This is a genomic window from Streptomyces sp. PSU-S4-23 (assembly GCF_055632315.1).
This window is the reverse complement of the sequence record NZ_JBVMUU010000002.1, coordinates 1,020,495-1,035,635: the sequence shown is the minus strand read 5'-3', so window position 1 is coordinate 1,035,635 and position 15,141 is coordinate 1,020,495. Positions and strand designations below refer to the sequence as shown.

At 73.2% G+C, this 15,141-nt stretch carries 18 protein-coding genes; 12 read left to right on the top strand and 6 right to left on the bottom strand.

Going from position 1 to position 15,141, the window contains the following annotated elements; genetic code table 11:
• Positions 1 to 25: 25 nt before the first annotated feature.
• Both ACZ79I_RS05565 and ACZ79I_RS05560 read left to right on the top strand, forming a co-directional pair.
• On the top strand, positions 26 to 976 hold the full coding sequence (locus tag ACZ79I_RS05565) for a DMT family transporter (protein ID WP_471494633.1): 951 nt from the start codon (positions 26 to 28) through the stop codon (positions 974 to 976).
• Positions 977 to 1,217: 241 nt separating this feature from the next.
• Complete coding sequence (locus ACZ79I_RS05560) at positions 1,218 to 1,436, top strand: hypothetical protein (RefSeq protein ID WP_471494631.1); 219 nt, start codon at positions 1,218 to 1,220, stop codon at positions 1,434 to 1,436.
• A 95-nt stretch (positions 1,437 to 1,531) separates the two neighbouring features.
• On the opposite strand, the gene ACZ79I_RS05555 is transcribed toward ACZ79I_RS05560, so the two are convergent.
• Together ACZ79I_RS05555 and ACZ79I_RS05550 are read right to left on the bottom strand one after the other, a co-directional pair.
• Positions 1,532 to 2,164, bottom strand: coding sequence for an FMN-binding negative transcriptional regulator (locus tag ACZ79I_RS05555; RefSeq protein ID WP_471494629.1), 633 nt, complete (start codon positions 2,162 to 2,164; stop codon positions 1,532 to 1,534).
• Positions 2,164 to 2,847, bottom strand: coding sequence for a pyridoxamine 5'-phosphate oxidase family protein (locus ACZ79I_RS05550; protein ID WP_471494627.1), 684 nt, complete (start codon positions 2,845 to 2,847; stop codon positions 2,164 to 2,166). Before ACZ79I_RS05550 ends, ACZ79I_RS05555 begins: the two co-directional genes overlap by 1 nt.
• Positions 2,848 to 2,887: 40 nt before the next feature.
• Here ACZ79I_RS05550 and ACZ79I_RS05545 point away from each other — a divergent pair, with 40 nt between their 5' ends.
• Complete coding sequence (locus ACZ79I_RS05545; protein ID WP_471494625.1) at positions 2,888 to 4,219, top strand: aminotransferase class I/II-fold pyridoxal phosphate-dependent enzyme; 1,332 nt, start codon at positions 2,888 to 2,890, stop codon at positions 4,217 to 4,219.
• Here the strand turns inward: ACZ79I_RS05545 and ACZ79I_RS05540 are convergent.
• A complete protein-coding gene (locus ACZ79I_RS05540; RefSeq protein WP_471494623.1) occupies positions 4,210 to 5,163 on the bottom strand; it encodes a DMT family transporter in 954 nt (317 codons plus the stop codon). The genes ACZ79I_RS05545 and ACZ79I_RS05540 overlap by 10 nt on opposite strands.
• 74 nt (positions 5,164 to 5,237) lie before the next feature.
• Between ACZ79I_RS05540 and ACZ79I_RS05535 the strand changes: the two genes are divergently transcribed.
• Positions 5,238 to 6,146: a LysR family transcriptional regulator gene (locus ACZ79I_RS05535; protein WP_471494621.1), complete on the top strand. Its 909-nt coding sequence runs from the start codon at positions 5,238 to 5,240 to the stop codon at positions 6,144 to 6,146.
• Positions 6,147 to 6,368: 222 nt separating this feature from the next.
• Here the strand turns inward: ACZ79I_RS05535 and ACZ79I_RS05530 are convergent, their stop codons facing one another.
• Entirely contained in the window at positions 6,369 to 6,836 is a 468-nt protein-coding gene (locus ACZ79I_RS05530; protein WP_471494619.1) for a pyridoxamine 5'-phosphate oxidase family protein, read from the bottom strand.
• 141 nt (positions 6,837 to 6,977) lie between these two features.
• Between ACZ79I_RS05530 and ACZ79I_RS05525 the strand changes: the two genes are divergently transcribed.
• Positions 6,978 to 7,628: a cysteine hydrolase family protein gene (locus tag ACZ79I_RS05525; RefSeq protein ID WP_471494617.1), complete on the top strand. Its 651-nt coding sequence runs from the start codon at positions 6,978 to 6,980 to the stop codon at positions 7,626 to 7,628.
• Positions 7,629 to 7,640: 12 nt separating this feature from the next.
• Here ACZ79I_RS05525 and ACZ79I_RS05520 read toward each other — a convergent pair whose 3' ends face one another.
• Positions 7,641 to 8,132: a Rieske (2Fe-2S) protein gene (locus ACZ79I_RS05520; RefSeq protein ID WP_471494615.1), complete on the bottom strand. Its 492-nt coding sequence runs from the start codon at positions 8,130 to 8,132 to the stop codon at positions 7,641 to 7,643.
• 168 nt (positions 8,133 to 8,300) lie between these two features.
• Here ACZ79I_RS05520 and ACZ79I_RS05515 point away from each other — a divergent pair, with 168 nt between their 5' ends.
• The 7 genes from ACZ79I_RS05515 (at position 8,301) to ACZ79I_RS05485 (ending at position 14,443) form a co-directional block, all read left to right on the top strand.
• Positions 8,301 to 9,074 (top strand): HipA family kinase, encoded by a 774-nt coding sequence (locus tag ACZ79I_RS05515; protein WP_471494613.1) that lies wholly within the window; start codon positions 8,301 to 8,303, stop codon positions 9,072 to 9,074.
• A gap of 14 nt (positions 9,075 to 9,088) precedes the next feature.
• Positions 9,089 to 9,472, top strand: coding sequence for a DUF3037 domain-containing protein (locus tag ACZ79I_RS05510; RefSeq protein ID WP_471504775.1), 384 nt, complete (start codon positions 9,089 to 9,091; stop codon positions 9,470 to 9,472).
• 160 nt (positions 9,473 to 9,632) lie between these two features.
• Positions 9,633 to 10,394 (top strand): 3-oxoacyl-ACP reductase FabG, encoded by a 762-nt coding sequence (gene fabG, locus ACZ79I_RS05505; protein ID WP_471494611.1) that lies wholly within the window; start codon positions 9,633 to 9,635, stop codon positions 10,392 to 10,394.
• Between the two features lie 16 nt (positions 10,395 to 10,410).
• A complete protein-coding gene (locus ACZ79I_RS05500) occupies positions 10,411 to 11,172 on the top strand; it encodes an SDR family oxidoreductase (protein WP_471494609.1) in 762 nt (253 codons plus the stop codon).
• A gap of 195 nt (positions 11,173 to 11,367) precedes the next feature.
• Positions 11,368 to 12,948 carry an ABC transporter substrate-binding protein gene (locus ACZ79I_RS05495; protein WP_471494607.1) on the top strand — a complete coding sequence of 527 codons (1,581 nt, stop codon included), beginning with the start codon at positions 11,368 to 11,370 and terminating at the stop codon, positions 12,946 to 12,948.
• Positions 12,949 to 13,037: 89 nt separating this feature from the next.
• Entirely contained in the window at positions 13,038 to 13,721 is a 684-nt protein-coding gene (ung, locus tag ACZ79I_RS05490) for a uracil-DNA glycosylase (RefSeq protein WP_471494605.1), read from the top strand.
• A gap of 164 nt (positions 13,722 to 13,885) precedes the next feature.
• On the top strand, positions 13,886 to 14,443 hold the full coding sequence (locus ACZ79I_RS05485; protein WP_471494603.1) for a hypothetical protein: 558 nt from the start codon (positions 13,886 to 13,888) through the stop codon (positions 14,441 to 14,443).
• Between the two features lie 130 nt (positions 14,444 to 14,573).
• Here the strand turns inward: ACZ79I_RS05485 and ACZ79I_RS05480 are convergent, their stop codons facing one another.
• A complete protein-coding gene (locus ACZ79I_RS05480; protein ID WP_471494601.1) occupies positions 14,574 to 15,035 on the bottom strand; it encodes a hypothetical protein in 462 nt (153 codons plus the stop codon).
• Between the last annotated feature and the right edge of the window lie 106 nt (positions 15,036 to 15,141).

Genomic DNA, 15,141 nt, shown 5'->3' with positions numbered 1-15,141 from the left:
TTCTGCGTATCTGCGGAGACGACTCGTGTCGAATGCTGCCTCTGGCCTGCCCGTCGGGCGTGGCCTCCTCTATCTGATCGCCGCCGGTGCCGCCTGGGGCACGGCGGGTGCCGCCGCCTCCCTGGTCTACCGAACCAGTGACATGGGGCCGGTCGCCCTGTCCTTCTGGCGCTGCGCGGCGGGACTGCTCCTGCTGCTCGCCATCCGCCTGCTGCGTCCGCGCACGCGGAGCGCCGCACCCGAACCGCTCGCCCGCAAGGCGGTACGGGCCGGTGCCACCGGCCTGGGGCTCGCCGTCTTCCAGACCGCCTACTTCGCGGCGGTCGCGGCCACCGGACTCGCCGTGGCGACGGTCGTCACCCTCGGCAGCGGACCGGTGCTCATCGCGCTCGGCGCCCGCCTGACCATGGGGGAGCGGCTCGGCCGCGGCGGGGCCACCGCCGTCGTCGGGGCGCTCGCCGGCCTGGGGGTGCTCGTGCTCGGCGGCGGTGACGCGACCGTGCGCCCGTGGGGCGTGCTGCTCGCGGTCGTGTCGGCGGCCGGCTACTCCCTGATGACGCTGCTGACGCGGTGGTGGGGACGCGACGGCGGGGCGGACGCGTCCGGCACCACCGTGTGGGCCTTCGCGGTCACCGCCGTGTGCCTGCTTCCCTTCGCCGTGGCCGAGGGCCTGGTGCCGCACACCGCCGAGCCCGGCGATGTCGTAGCGCTGCTGGCGTACATCGCCGCCATCCCCACGGCCCTGGCCTACGCCCTGTACTTCGCGGGTGCCGCCGTCGTACGGTCCGCAACCGTGTCCGTGATCATGCTGCTGGAGCCGGTCAGCGCGGCGGTGCTGGCGGTCGCCCTGCTCGGCGAGCGACTCACGGCGTCGACCCTGGTGGGCACCGCGCTGATGCTGGGCTCGGTCGCCGGACTCGCCCTGGCGGAGGCGCGCGAGGCACGGCGACCGGAGGGTGAACCGGTCCTCGTGTGACGGGGCGCGGGCCAGTGCGGGCCGCCGGGGACGCGGCCCGCACCGCCGACGAGGCGGGGCGGGACCGGGTCGCGCGCGGTGGGGGCCTTCCGCAGGAACGGGAAGCCGCCGCGGCAGCGGCACCCGACCCCGCCGGTCCGCGGGCGGGGCGCCGGATCACCGCCCGCCGGCACGTGCCGACGCCGAGCTCGCTCGTTCCCCGCCGCCGGGTCCCTCGCCCTCAGCGGCAGCCCGGTTCGCCGTGGGGACCACGCCGATCGCCTGCGGCCCGGCGGTCACTTCCGCTCCGGCGGGCAGTACGGCCTGGCGCTCGACACCGCCCTCGCCGCGGTGCTTCGCCGAGGCGCTGCGCGAGTACCGCGGCTTCCGCGCCCTGCCGGCCGCCCAACCGGGCGTCGAGCCCTCCATCCGTCTGACGGAACCGGTGAACGGCCACTCCGCCTGGAGTCCGGCGGTGTGACGGTCCGCGGCGCACGGGTGCCGTGGCCGGCCGGGACCGCGGGACTCCGGTGGCGGAGGCGGGCGTGGGGTCCGGACCCGGTCCCTGCGCCCCGCTCAGCGCTCGCGCCTGCGTACCAGGTGATCGCGCGCAGCGGCGTCGCGCGGCGCCCCCCGGCCCGTCAGCCCGGCCGCGATCCGGTCCCGGACCTCGCCCGGCTTGTTCCCGGCGTACTTGAACTTCGCGTGGACGCCGGTGACTTCGAGGCGCAGCCCGCGGATGCCGGACAGCAGGCGGCCGTAGGGCGCCTCTCCCGCCGCCGCCCGCGCGGAGCCGCCCTCCGGCTGGAAGTGGCCGAGCTGGCGGTTCAGCAGGTCCGCCTTCTCGTCCGGGTCGTCCACCGGGCGGGCCGTGCACCGCAGTTGCACCGCCGCGTAGAAGCTGGTCGGCACGCCGTGCTCGGGCGGGGCGTCCGGCGCGGCCTGCCAGGGGCCCGGCACGTACACGTAGTCGTGGACCACGCTCAGCAGCACGTCCGGGTTCGCCTCCAGCGCGGGCCACAGCGGGTTCGGGCGTGCCAGGTGGCCCAGCACCTCGCCGCGCTCGGCGTCGTAGGCGAAATGGAGCGGCTGGACGGACGGCGGCTCGCCCGGCAGGCCGTTCACGGCGAGCTGCCCGAAGTCGTGCGCGTCGAGCCACCCGCGCCACTCGGAGTCGTCAAGGGGTGCGTCCCAGGGGCGGACGAGCATCACAGGACCGCCAGATAGTCGGGGAGGGCGACGCCGGGGGCCAGGCCGGGATCGGCGAGCGGGGTGCCGTAGACCGTGTGGACCGGCACGACGCCCGCCCAGTGCGGGAGCGAGAGGTCCTCGGGCTCGTCGTTCACGCCTCCGGCGCGCACCTTTGCCGAGACCTCGTCCAGGTCGAGGCGGATCACGGCGGTGGCGGCCATTTCCTTGGTGCTGGCGGGGCGGGCGTCGCGCGAACGGCCCGGCACGACGTGGTCGACCAGTGCGTCCAGGGCCGTCCGCTTCTCCTCGGGGTCGGTGACCTGGCGGGCGAGGCCGTGCACCACCACGGAACGGTAGTTGACCGAGTGGTGGAAGAACGAGCGGGCCAGTACCAGGCCGTCCACGTGCGTCACCGTCACGCAGACGGCGAGCCCGGGGTCCCCCGCGCCCGTCATCCGCAGGGGGCGCGAGCCCGTCGAACCGTGGAGGTAGAGCCGCTCGCCGACGCGCGCGTACAGCGTGGGCAGCACGACGGGGGCGCCGTCGCGGACGTAGCCGAGATGGCACACGTATCCCTCGTCGAGCATCTCGTGCACCAGGTCCTTGTCGTATGCCGCGCGCTCCGCGGAGCGCGTGGGAACGGTGCGGTCGGTCGGTGCGTAGGCGCCGGGCGGCGACGCCGGCGGCCGGGTCTCCTGCATGATGCGCGCTCCCCTATTGCACTAGTGCATAATGTTCTTTGTGCTAGGAGAATATCGGATCAAGGGGCGGGGCGCAGCGGAGATCGCGGCGGACATCGAGCGGGCGGTGGGGGACGGAGCGCTGGAGCCCGGCCGGCTCCTCCCCTCCCTTCGGGAGCTGGCCGTCGAACTGGGCGTGAACCCCAACACGGTCGCGGCCGCCTACCGCATCCTGCGTGAGCGCGGGGTCATCGAGACCGCGGGGCGGCGGGGCAGCCGGGTGCGGTCCGCGCCGGCCACGACGGGACGGGACCATCTGCGCGTCGAGGTGCCCGAGGGGGTGCGCGACGTTGCGAGCGGCAACCCCGATCCGCTGCTGCTGCCGCCGCTGCGGCAGGCGTTCGCTGCGGCCGCCGCACAGGGCGAGCGGGAGCCCGTGCTGTACGGAGACGTCGCCGTGGAACCGGAGCTGGCGCGCCTCGCGCGGGCCGATCTCGACGCCGACGGGGTGCCCGACGGGCCGCTCGCCGTGCTCTCCGGATCGCTGGACGCCGTCGAGCGCGTCCTGGCGGCCCACCTCAGACCCGGGGACGGGGTCGCCGTCGAGGACCCCGGGTGGGGCAGGATCCTGGACCTCGTTCCGGCGCTCGGGCTGCGCACGATGCCCGTCGGCGTCGACGACGAGGGACCGCTGCCCGCCGATGTGCGAGGCGCCCTGCGGGCGGGGGCGCGTGCCCTCATCGTCACGGACCGGGCGCAGAACCCGACCGGTGCGGCGGTGAGCGCCTCCCGCGCGCGTGCCCTGCGTTCCGTGCTCCACGAACACCCGGGGACCCTGCTGGTGGAGGACGACCACGGTCACAGGATCGTCGACGTGCCCCTCCACCCCCTCGCCGGGGCCACCCGGAACTGGGCCTTCGTGCGCTCGGCCGCCAAGGCGTACGGGCCCGATCTGCGGCTCGCCGTCCTCACCGGGGACAGCGTCACCGTCGACCGGGTCCTGGGGCGGCAGCGGCTGGGGCCGGGATGGGTGAGCCGGATCCTGCAGCGTGCCCTGGTGCGGCTGTGGGCCGACGGCGCGGTGGACGCGCGGGCGGTGGCGGCGGCGTACGCGCGGCGCCGGGACGCGCTGATCGGGGCGCTCGCCGAGCGTGGGGTCACGGCCCACGGACGCAGCGGGATGAACGTGTGGGTGCCCGTGCCGGACGAGACCGGAGCGGTCGCGCGGCTGCTTCACGCGGGCTGGGCCGTCGCGCCCGGCGCGCGCTTCCGGATGAGCGCGCCGCCCGGCATCCGGATCACCGTCTCGACCCTGACCGCGCAGGAGACCGGGCCGCTGGCGGACGCGGTCGCCTCCGCTCTCGGCCCCGCTCCCGCCCGCAGTTACGTCTGACTCCGCGGCCCGCTCCTGGGCCGGGCCTGTGTCAGCGCGGCGCCCGCCAGCACGACCGCCGCGCCCACCGGGGTCGACCAGGTCAGCGACTCGCCCAGGACCGCCACACCCGCCGCGGTGGCGATGACCGGGATGAAGTACGTGACCATCTGGGCCGTCGTCGGGCCGACCTCGGCGACCAGGCCGTACTGGACGAGCACGGCGATCCCGGTGCCCAGGGCGCCCAGCGCTGCCACCGAGAGCAGCGGGACAAGCGGGAACCGGCTCGGCAGGGTGGTGAACAGCGGGGTGACCACGGCCAGTTGGGCGGTGGCCAGCAGCAGTTGTGCGCCGGTCAGCGACAGGTGCGAGTGCCGGGAGCCGGCCAGGGTGCGGCGGACGTAGATCCAGCCGACCGGGTAGCTGAGCGAGGCGAGCAGGGCCATCGCCGTGCCCGTCACATCCAGGCCGTGGAAGCCCTGCCAGGCGCCGAGCACCGTCAGCACCCCCAGGAACCCGATGCCCAGGCCCGCGACCCGCCGCCGGGTCGGCCGGTCCTCGGAGAGGGCCACCAGGGACAGCGCCATGCCCCACAGCGGCGAGGTCGCGTTGCAGATCCCGGCGAGCGTCGAGGGGATCGTCAGCTCCGAGTAGGCGAAGAGCGAGAACGGCAGCGCGTTCAGGAGGAAGGCCGCGACCGCGAGATGCCCCCACGTGCGGGCGCCGCGCGGAAGGCGCTCCCGTTTGACGGCCATCGCCGCCGCGAGCACCGCGGTGCCGAACACCAGGCGGCCGAGCGTGACCTGGAACGGGGCGTACGCCTCCGTGCCGACCTTGATGAACAGAAAACTGAAACCCCAGATCAGCGAGAGGACGCCGAAGCGGATCCGCCAGTCGAGCCCGGGCCGGCGGCGGGGGACGAGGGAGGGGGCGGTGACGGTTCGTCGGGTGGCGGCGGTGCTCATGGCGGTAACGATGGCGCAGGCCATCTCGTAGCACAATCGAGATTTCGCTCGCAGTATCTCTTAGCATTGCTTACATGTTGAACCTGGAGCGCCTGCGCACGCTCGACGCCCTCGCCCGGCACGGCTCGGTCAGCGGGGCGGCCGAGGGGCTGCACGTGACGACCTCGGCCGTCTCCCAGCAGATGGCCAAGCTGGAGCGGGAGGTGGGGCAGCGGCTCCTGGCCAGGAACGGGCGCGGGGTGCGGCTCACGGACGCCGGCCGGCTGCTGGCCGACCACGCGGCGCGCATCCTGTCACAGGTCGAACTCGCCCAGGCCGACCTGGAGGCCCAGCGCGGCCAGGTGGCGGGTGAGTTGCGCCTGTCGGCCTTCCCGACGGCCGCGCGCGGACTGTTCCCGACCGCGTTCGCCGCGCTGCGGGCCGGTCATCCGGCGCTGCGGCTGCGCTCGTGCGAGCTGGAGCCCGAGGCCGGAGTCGCCGGCGTGGTGCGCGGCGACCTCGATCTCGCGGTCGTCCTCGACTGGTACAACAAGCCGATGCCGCTGCCCGACGGCCTGGTGAAGGCGGCGATCCTCGACGATCCCGCGGACGTGGCGATGCCCCTCGGGCACCGGCTCGCGGACAAGGCGGAGGTGGACCTCGGGGACTTCGCCGACGACGAGTGGATCACCTGGGGCGAGGGCGAGTTCTGCCACGAGTGGCTGATGTTCACGCTGCGTTCCAGGGGCGTCGAACCGCGCATCGGTCACCGCGCCTGCGAGACGCACACTCAACTGGGTCTGGTCGCGGCCGGACTGGGCGTGTGCATCGCCCCGTTGCTCGGGCGTCATCCGATGCCGGAGGGCGTCGTGACCGTGCCGCTGCGGCAGCGCGTGCGGCGGCACGTCTTCGTGGTGTGGCGGGCCGACGCCGACCGCCGCCCGTCGATCAGGGCGGCGGTGGAGGCGCTGCGCACGGCGGGACGGGCCATAGCGGCGAGATGAGCCGGAGCGGCCGGACGGGGCCGGATCAGGCGGGCGGGGCCGGATCGGGTGGGCGGGCTGGATCAGGCGGGCGGGGCCGGAGCGGGTGGGCGGGCTGGATCAGGCGGGCGGGGCCGGAGCGGCCGGGCGGGGCTGGATCAGGCGGGCGGGGCCGGATCAGGCCGGCGGCCCAGAGCGGGCGGGCGGCCCAGAGCCGGCGGTGGGCCGGAGCAGCCGTGCGGGTCAGAGCGACCCCAGCTTGCGGAAGTCCCAGGAGACGATCTTCGACGGGGTCAGCCGCAGCCACGCGTGGCGGCCGTCGTGCGGCATCTCCTCCAGGCCGAAGTTCTTGCGCGCGAACAGCGTCTCGGGAACGTCGAGTTCGGCGCACAGCTCCCCGGTGCGGGGCGCCTCGCCCACGAACTCCACCGTGCCGGACAGCTCGGCGCCCCGCAGCTGGTCGTACTCCTCGCCCGTGTCGATCACCACGGCGACCCGCGGGTCGCGGCGCAGCTCGGCCCAGCGCTTGCTGCGCACCACCGAGTACAGCCACAGTGAGGTGCCGTCCCAGGCGAACCACAGGGCGCTCACATGCGGGGTGCCGTCGGCCGACACGGTCGCCACCCGGCAGGTGCGCTGGGCGGTGAGGAAGTCGTCCAGCTCGCCGGACGTCATCATGATCTTCCGGCCCCGGCGCTGCGTGACGGTCATGCGGGATCCCCCTCTTCTTCTCCCACGTCGTGCCAGAGAGATCCTCTGACATCACGTCAGAAAAGAGAAGGGGTCGTCTTCCCTCCGGTGGCGAGCGCCGATACCCTCCCCCGCGCCGGCCGTCGACGACAAAGGGGAGCCATGCCGTCTCCCGAACAGCTCCGCGCACTCCTCGACCCCCGCACCACGGTGCTGCTCACCGTCGAGTGCCAGCAGGGCGTCGTGGGCCCGGACAGCGCCCTGCCCGAACTCGCCGAGCAGGCACGCTCGTCGGGGGCGCTCACCAATGTGGCGCGCCTGGTCGCCGCCGCACACGAGGGCGGGGTGCAGGTGGTCCACGCCGTCGCGGAGCGCCGCCCGGACGGCCGCGGCGCGAGCCGCAACGCCCGCCTCTTCCGCGCGGCCGAACGGCTGCCGGTCCGGCAGCTGTCCGGCACCCCGGCGGTCCGCGTCGCGGAACCCGTCGAGGTGACGGAGGAGGACCTCGTGGTACGGCGGCTGCACGGCCTGTCGCCGATCGCGGGGACCGAGGTCGACGCGCTGCTGCGCAACCTGGACTGCCGCACCCTGGTCGTCACCGGGGTCTCGGCCAACGTGGCGGTCCCCAACGCCGTGTTCGACGCCGTCAACGGCGGCTACCGGGTCGTCGTGCCCGCGGACGCCATCGCGGGAGTGCCCCCCGAGTACACGCCCGCGATGGTCCGCAACACCCTGGCCCTGGTCGCCACGATCGCGACCACCGACGAGGTACTGGCCTGCCTCGCGCCACCGCGCCGGGCGGCACGGGGGTGAGGAGACGCGGGGTCAGGCGAGCTTGATCTCGTCCCCGGCCACGGTGATCTTCGCGGCGGACAGCGGCTGGGTCGCGGGCCCCTTCTTCACGCTGCCGTCGGTCGCGGAGAACTCGCTGTTGTGGCAGGGGCAGGTGATCACACCGTTCGAGATGTCCTTGACCGCGCACCCCTGGTGGGTGCACTTGGACGAGAACGCCTTGAACTGGCCCGCCGACGGCTGGGTCACCACCACACCCTGGTCGGCGAAGACCTTGCCCCCGCCCTCGGGGATGTCGGAGGTCTTCGCCAGCACCGCGCCGCCGGAGCCGGCCGCCGCGTTCTCACCTCCGCCCGTGCCACCGCTGCTCGGACTGCCGTTGCCCTGTGCGCCGGCCGGACTCGACGACGTGTTGTCCGAGCCCCCGCACGCGGTCAGCGCGACGGCGAGCCCCGTCGCTCCGACCGCCGCCACGACCGTGCGGCGGGCCGGTGCCTGGACGGGCTGTAGCGGTTCGCTGGTCATGCTGACGTTCCCTTCCACGGATGCTTCGTAGATCTGCACGGAGGTACGGCCTGCGGGCGCTCCCTGTTCAGACGACGTCCACATCTTGACCCGCTCTCGACGTGAGCCGCCGCACGGCGCACACGGGCCGCGCCGGAAGGCCCCCGAACGTCCCAGTAACCTGGGGCGGTGCTCAAGGAAGTCTTCGCGACCCGCTACATCACGCCGCTGCGCGAGGGCGGTTCGCTGCCGGGGCTCGTCGAGGCCGACGACCTGGGCCTGTACGTCATGAAGTTCACCGGCGCCGCACAGGGCCGCAAGACACTCGTCGCCGAGGTCGTCTGCGCGGGACTCGCCCGGCGGCTGGGCCTGCGGGTGCCCGGCCTGGTGACCGTCGGCCTCGACCCGGTACTGGGCCTCGGCGAGCCGGACCAGGAGGTGCAGGGGCTGCTCAGGGCGAGCGGCGGACGCAACCTGGGCATGGACTTCCTCAGCGGGGCGATCGGCTTCGACCCGCTGGCGTTCGCGGTCGGCCCCGAGGAGGCCGGGCGGATCCTCTGGTTCGACGCGCTCGTCGGCAACGTGGACCGCTCCTGGCGCAACCCCAACCTCCTGATGTGGCACGGCGACCTGTGGCTCATCGACCACGGTGCCACCATGATCTGGCACCACAACTGGCCCGGCGCGGAGGTCTCGGCCGCCAGGCCCTACGACGCCTCGGAGCACGCCCTCGCACCCTTCGCGCCGGACGTCGCGGGCGCCGCCGCGGAACTGGCGCCCCTCGTCACCGGCGACCTGCTGACCGAGGTGACCGCGGACATCCCCGAGGAGTGGCTGGCCGGCGAGCCGGGTTTCGGCACGCCGGACGCGCTGCGCCGGGCGTACGCGGCCCCGCTGCTGGCCCGTGCCGCCGTCATCCATGAACGCATCCAGGGCCTTGAGACCCGTCAGGGGGACAAGTGAACTCGGCCGGACGGGTGAGCGGGCGGGACGTGTTCGAGTACGCGCTGCTGCGGGTGGTGCCGCGCGTCGAACGCGGCGAGTGCTTCAACGCGGGCGTGCTCGTCTACTGCCGCGCGAAGTCGTTCGTCACCGCCCGGACGCACCTCGACGAGGGGAAGCTGCGCGCGCTGGACCCGGAGGCCGACACGGCCGGGGTGCGCGCCGCGCTCCGTGCCGTCGAGGGCGTGTGCGCGGGCGGCGAGGCGGCCGGGCAGGCGGCGCGCGACGACGCCGGGCGGCGCTTCCGCTGGCTGATCGCGCCGCGTTCGACGGTCGTCCAGCCCGGGCCCGTGCACACCGGGCTGACCGCCGACCCGGCGGCGGAGGCGGAGCGGTTGCTGGACCTCCTGGTGAGGTAATGGATCACATGCGCCGGGTGTGCCGTTGACACCGGGTGCCAGGGCTTCTAGCGTCACGTCTGCTGAAGGTACTAAGCGGTCGCTCACCCGTGGGGCGTACCGTGGGGCCGCAGACTTTCCGAAGGTGTTCCAGGCTTTCCAAGGGCGAGGAGAACCAGCAATGTCCACCACTGAGCAGCGGGTCGCCGTCGTGACCGGCGGTGCGCGCGGCATCGGCGCCGCCACCGCCGTACGGCTGGCCGCCGAGGGCCGTGCGGTCGCCGTGATCGACCTCGACGAGGCCGCGTGCAAGGACACCGTGGAGAAGATCACGGCCGCGGGCGGCAAGGCCGTCGCCGTCGGCTGCGACGTCTCGGACGAGGCACAGGTCGAGGCCGCCGTCGCGCGGATCGCCGAGGAACTGGGCGCGCCCACGATCCTCGTCAACAACGCCGGCGTGCTGCGCGACAACCTGCTGTTCAAGATGAGCGTCTCGGACTGGGACACCGTCATGAACGTGCACCTGCGCGGTGCCTTCCTGATGTCGCGCGCCTGCCAGAAGCACATGGTCGACGCCGGCTTCGGCCGTATCGTCAACCTCTCCTCCTCGTCCGCGCTGGGCAACCGCGGCCAGGTGAACTACTCGGCCGCCAAGGCCGGCCTGCAGGGCTTCACCAAGACGCTGGCCAAGGAACTCGGCAAGTTCGGCATCACCGCCAACGCCGTCGCCCCCGGCTTCATCGCCACCGAGATGACCAAGGCCACCGCCGACCGCGTCGGCATGGGCTTCGAGGACTTCAAGGCCGCGGCCGCCACCCAGATCCCCGTGCAGCGCGTCGGCGAGCCCGACGACATCGCCAACGCGATCGCCTTCTTCACGGGCGAAGCGGCCGGATTCGTCTCCGGCCAGGTGCTGTACGTCGCCGGCGGACCGCTCGACTAGGGCCGGGAGCCGACACATGACTGCACTGCCTGAACTCTCCGGCAGGGTCGCCCTCGTCACGGGCGCCAGCCGCGGCATCGGCTACGGGATCGCCGAGGCGTTCGTCGCGCGCGGCGACCGCGTCTGCATCACCGGCCGCAACGAGGAGGCGCTCAAGGAGGCCGCCGAGAAGCTCGGCGCCGACCGGGTCATCGGTGTCCCGGGCAAGGCGCACGACGAGGCCCACCAGGCCACCGCCGTCCAGCGCACGATGGAGGCGTTCGGCCGCGTCGACTTCCTGGTGAACAACGCCGGCACCAACCCGGTGTTCGGGCCGATCGCCGACCTCGACCTGGGCGTCGCGCGCAAGGTGTTCGAGACCAACGTGATCTCGGCGCTCGGCTTCGCGCAGCGGACCTGGCACGCCTGGCAGAAGGACAACGGCGGCGCGATCGTCAACATCGCCTCGATCGCGGGCCTCGCACCCTCGCCCTTCATCGGCGCCTACGGGGTCAGCAAGGCCGCGATGATCAACCTGACCCAGCAGCTGGCGCACGAGTTCGCACCCCGGGTACGGGTCAACGCGATCGCGCCGGCCGTGGTGAAGACCAAGTTCGCGCAGGCCCTGTACGAGGGCCGGGAGGCGGAGGCCGCCGCGGCCTACCCGCTCGGCCGGCTCGGCGTGCCCTCCGACATCGGCGACGCCGCGGCCTTCCTGACCTCGGATCAGTCCGACTGGATCACGGGCCAGACGCTGGTCGTCGACGGCGGCGTCTTCCTGAACGCCGGGGTCGCCTGACGCACATCTCGACACGGGCGCGGATCTGCCGGAACCCTTGACACGGTCCGCGCCCGTGTCGCAGCCGCGGGCACCGGGGTGATGACAACGTCGTCATCGCGCACTGGCCACGAGCCCGGGCGGAGCACGGTGAACCCGGCCCGGCACTGCGGTATCGTCTGCCGATCCCTGGTGTGGCAGCTCGAGGAGCAAGGCGTGTTCAATAGGAACCGAAGTCTGCGTCAGCTGGCGACGATCGCATCCATATCGTTGGTGACGGGGTGCGGCATTCTGTCGTCGGACTCGTCCGGCGACAAGGCGCCGATCGTCGTGGGGACCACCAGTTCCCCGAGCACGCTGGATCCCGCCGCGGCCTGGGACAGCTCCTGGGAGCTGTTCCGCAACGTGTACCAGACCCTCCTCAACTACCCCGACGGAGCGACCCAGCCGGGGCCCGACGCCGCCCAGAACTGCTCCTTCACCGACGCCGCGAACCGGACGTACCGATGCGTCCTGCGTGACGGGCTCACGTTCTCCAACGGGGACAAGCTCGACGCCCGCGCCGTGAAGTACTCGATCGACCGCATCAAGCGGATCAACGTGGCCGGCGGCCCGGCCGGACTGCTGGGCAGCCTGGACCGGGTCCAGGTGAAGGGCGACCGCGAGGTCGTCTTCCACCTCAACGAAGCGGACGCGACGTTCCCCTTCGTCCTCGCCACGCCGGCCATGTCGATCGTCGACCCCGCCGACTACCCGGCCACGGAGCTGCGCAAGGACGGCAGGATCACCGGGTCCGGGCCGTACACGCTGGCGTCCTACGAGGAGGGCAAGCAGGCCCGGCTCGTCGGGAACAGCCACTACAAGGGCTACGCCAAGCGGAAGAACGACGCGGTCACCATCCGCTACTTCCAGGACTCCGCCAGCATGGTGAACGCCCTCAAGGACCGGAAGATCGACATCACCTACCGGGGTCTCGCCGCCTCCGACATCGTCTCCCTCCAGAGCGGTGGCAACGACAAGACCATCCAGCTCGTGGAGAACTCCGGCATCGAGATCAGCTACCTGGTCTTCAACCCGAAGGACCCGTGGGCCGGCAAGCTCGCCGTCCGCAAGGCGGTGGCCCAGATCGTGGACCGGGACGCGATCGCCCACAACGTCTACAAGGACACCGTCGAGCCGCTCTACTCCATGGTCCCCGCGGGCCTCACCGGCCACACCACGGGCTTCTTCGACCACTTCGGGGACCCCAGCACCTCCAAGGCACGCAAGATCCTCCGCGAGGCGGGCATCACCCAGCGCGTCCCGCTGACCCTCTGGTACACCATCGACCGCTACGGCTCCGAGACCGCTCCGGAGTTCCGGGAGATCAAGCGCCAGCTCGAGGACTCGGGCCTGTTCCAGGTCACCCTCAAGAGCCGCCCCTGGAAGACGTACGTGGCCGGCTACCAGAAGGGCGAGTACCCGGTCTTCGGCCGCGGATGGTTCCCCGACTTCCCCGACCCGGACAACTACATCGCGCCCTTCGTCGGCAACCAGAACGCGCTCGGCACGCCCTACCCGGCGCCGGAGATCACCGGGGTGCTGCTGCCCCAGTCCCGGCGCGAGAGCGACCGCGCGAACGTGGTCAAGCAGTTCGAGCAGGCCCAGCAGGTCCTCGTCGACGACGCCCGGCTGCTGCCGCTGTGGCAGGGCAAGCAGTTCCTCGCCGCGAGCGAGGAGATCTCCGGCGGGGAGCGCGCCCTGGACCCGTCGACGATCATGATGGTGTGGGAGCTGTCCCGCAAGACCAGCTGGTAGCCCCGGCGCGCGGGGTCCGGGGGTCCGTTGTCAGTGGTCGCCTGTAGGTTCTGAGACCTGGAAGTGACCGCACATCGGAGGAAGTTGACGTGACCGACATCGCCATGCTGCCGGAGTCCTGGCGGGGCGTTCTGGGCGACGAACTGCAGCAGCCCTACTTCAAGGAGCTGATGGAGTTCGTCGAGGAGGAGCGCGCCAAGGGTCCCGTCTACCCTCCGCGCGAGGAGGTCTTCGCCGCGCTCGACGCCACACCGTACGAGCGGGTGAAGGTCCTCATCCTCGGCCAGGACCCCTACCACGGCGAGGGTCAGGGGCACGGCCTGTGCTTCTCCGTGCGGCCCGGGGTGAAGACCCCGCCCTCGCTGCGGAACATCTACAAGGAGATGCAGGAGGAGCTGGGCACCCCGGTGCCGGACAACGGCTATCTGATGCCGTGGGCCCGGCAGGGCGTGCTGCTGCTCAACGCGGTGCTGACGGTCCGCGCCGGCGAGGCGAACTCGCACAAGGGCCGTGGATGGGAGAAGTTCACGGACGCGGTGATCCGCGCGGTCGCCGGCCGGGAGGACCCGGCGGTGTTCGTGCTGTGGGGCAACTACGCGCAGAAGAAGCTGCCGCTGATCGACGAGACGCGGCACGTCGTCGTCAAGGGAGCGCACCCCTCGCCGCTGTCCGCGAAGAAGTTCTTCGGCTCCCGCCCGTTCACGCAGATCAACGAGGCGGTGGCCCGGCAGGGGCACCAGCCGGTCGACTGGGCGATTCCGGACCTGGGGTGAGCCCCGGGCGGGGCCCGGCAGCTGCCCGGCCCCGCCCTCGCCCGTCCCGGTCGCCTCGCGTCGTCACCGGCATGGCCCAGCGTCCGTACGGAGCGGCCTGAGCACGATTGCCACAGGGGGCGGTTAGCGTCATGGGTGGGGGCGCGACGAACGTGGAGGACGCGGTGGCCAAGCGACAGGAGCAGGCGGCGCCGGACGCCGTCATGACCCGCATCGGGCAGGTCGTGATGCTGCACCACGGCGGCGACCGCGAGGAGGCCCGGGACCGCTTTCTCCGGCTGTGGGCCGAGATCGGCGAGGACGGCGACCCCCTGCACCGCTGCACGCTGGCGCACTACATGGCGGACACACAGGACGACCCGGCGGACGAACTGGCCTGGGACCTGAGAGCGTTGTCGGCCGCCGAGGAACTCACCGACGAGCGCACCGCCGGGCACCACGGGGCGCTCGCCGTCCGCGCGTTCTACCCCTCGCTCCATCTGAACCTGGCCGCCGACTACGTGAAGCTCGGCCGTTGCGAGGCCGCCCGTGTCCATCTGCACCGGGCCCGCGGCGCGGTCGGCGCCCTCGGTGACGACGGCTACGGCAACGGCGTCAGGGCGGCGATCGGCCGGCTGGAGCGCAGGCTCGCGGGGGAGGGGCCGACGGGGGGCGCGCCCGAGCCCGGTCCCCTGGACGGACCCGGCGGCGGGAGGCTGGGTCCGCCGCGACAGCAGCCGTAGGAGCCGTCACGGCGGCCTGGCGGAGGCGCGCGGCGCCCTGGAAGCGCGGCCCCCGGGCCCCTGGACGGCCCTGAAGCGCCCGTACGCCCCCGCACCCGTCTCCGTCACCCTCTCTGTCCCGGGCGGTGCCTCAAGGCCCGTAGACGCGTCCGCAGATGGCCGCCTCGGGGCTGTCCGGCCGCCACCCCCCGTACCTGCGGCCGAGCGCGCACACATCGGCGTTCTTCGGGATCGCCGCGGAGGCGGACGGCCGCCCGCCGGTGTACGGCCCGGGAAGGGACGGGCCCGGGGCCGTGGACGGGCGGTGCGGACCGGCCGTCCGTGCCGCGGTGGGGCCCGGCCGGGCCGTGCCGTACGGGGCTGCGGCCGACGGCGGCGGGTCGTCGGAGGGCCGGACCATCTCCAGCGCCTCCCGCGCCGGGGCCTGGACGACGTGCGGCTGTCCGCCGCCGTCCGCGCGTGGCGCGGAGGGGCGCGAGGGAGCCGACGACGCGCCCGGTGCGGGCGGTCGCTGGACGGTGACACAGCCGGTGAGGGCCGAGACGGCCACGGTGACCAGGAGCAGCGTTGCGGTCGTCGTCGTTCGATGCACCCGCGCAACTCTGCTGCGTCCGGCCCGCTTTGGGGAGCGGACAGGCGCAGGATGCCCCGCACGGGTGATCTCGGCCCCCGTACGGAGGGCGCGCGCCCTCCGCGGG

Excerpts from the sequence above, each read along its gene's own strand:
- ACZ79I_RS05555 (WP_471494629.1), bottom strand. The coding sequence starts at position 2,164 with ATGCTCGTCCGCCCCTGGGACGCACCCCTTGACGACTCCGAGTGGCGC.
- ACZ79I_RS05550 (WP_471494627.1), bottom strand. The coding sequence starts at position 2,847 with ATGCAGGAGACCCGGCCGCCGGCGTCGCCGCCCGGCGCCTACGCACCG.
- ACZ79I_RS05540 (WP_471494623.1), bottom strand. The coding sequence starts at position 5,163 with ATGAGCACCGCCGCCACCCGACGAACCGTCACCGCCCCCTCCCTCGTC.
- ACZ79I_RS05535 (WP_471494621.1), top strand. The coding sequence starts at position 5,238 with ATGTTGAACCTGGAGCGCCTGCGCACGCTCGACGCCCTCGCCCGGCAC.
- ACZ79I_RS05530 (WP_471494619.1), bottom strand. The coding sequence starts at position 6,836 with ATGACCGTCACGCAGCGCCGGGGCCGGAAGATCATGATGACGTCCGGC.
- ACZ79I_RS05525 (WP_471494617.1), top strand. The coding sequence starts at position 6,978 with ATGCCGTCTCCCGAACAGCTCCGCGCACTCCTCGACCCCCGCACCACG.
- ACZ79I_RS05520 (WP_471494615.1), bottom strand. The coding sequence starts at position 8,132 with ATGACCAGCGAACCGCTACAGCCCGTCCAGGCACCGGCCCGCCGCACG.
- fabG (WP_471494611.1), top strand. The coding sequence starts at position 9,633 with ATGTCCACCACTGAGCAGCGGGTCGCCGTCGTGACCGGCGGTGCGCGC.
- ACZ79I_RS05500 (WP_471494609.1), top strand. The coding sequence starts at position 10,411 with ATGACTGCACTGCCTGAACTCTCCGGCAGGGTCGCCCTCGTCACGGGC.